The 222-nt window shown below is 70.3% G+C and carries 1 protein-coding gene; it reads right to left on the reverse strand.

Translation table 11 applies throughout. From position 1 onward, the window contains the following. Positions 1-206 (reverse strand): hypothetical protein (locus OEB96_RS00060; protein ID WP_266213330.1); only part of this gene is annotated, 206 nt, incomplete at its 3' end. Positions 207-222: the final 16 nt, after the last annotated feature.

Below are 222 nucleotides of genomic sequence, written 5' to 3' on the forward strand. Positions count from 1 at the left end.
TCCGAGACCCAGGTGGGGAGGCTTCGGCGATGCACGCGACCGCGCCCGTCGTAGAGCGTGCTGACGTAGACCTCATCCCCAGGGCCGCCCGTGTTGATGGGCACCTCGTCGAGCGCCTGCATGCCCCACCACGCCTCTTGCATCACGTGACCGGTGGCGCCGTAGTCGGTGGTGAGTTCCTGGCCATCGGGCGCGGTCGTCCGCACGCGCAGCGCCGACTCG

Origin of the sequence: Paraliomyxa miuraensis, assembly GCF_026337845.1 — a bacterium.
GTDB lineage: Bacteria > Myxococcota_A > Polyangia > Nannocystales > Nannocystaceae > Paraliomyxa > Paraliomyxa miuraensis.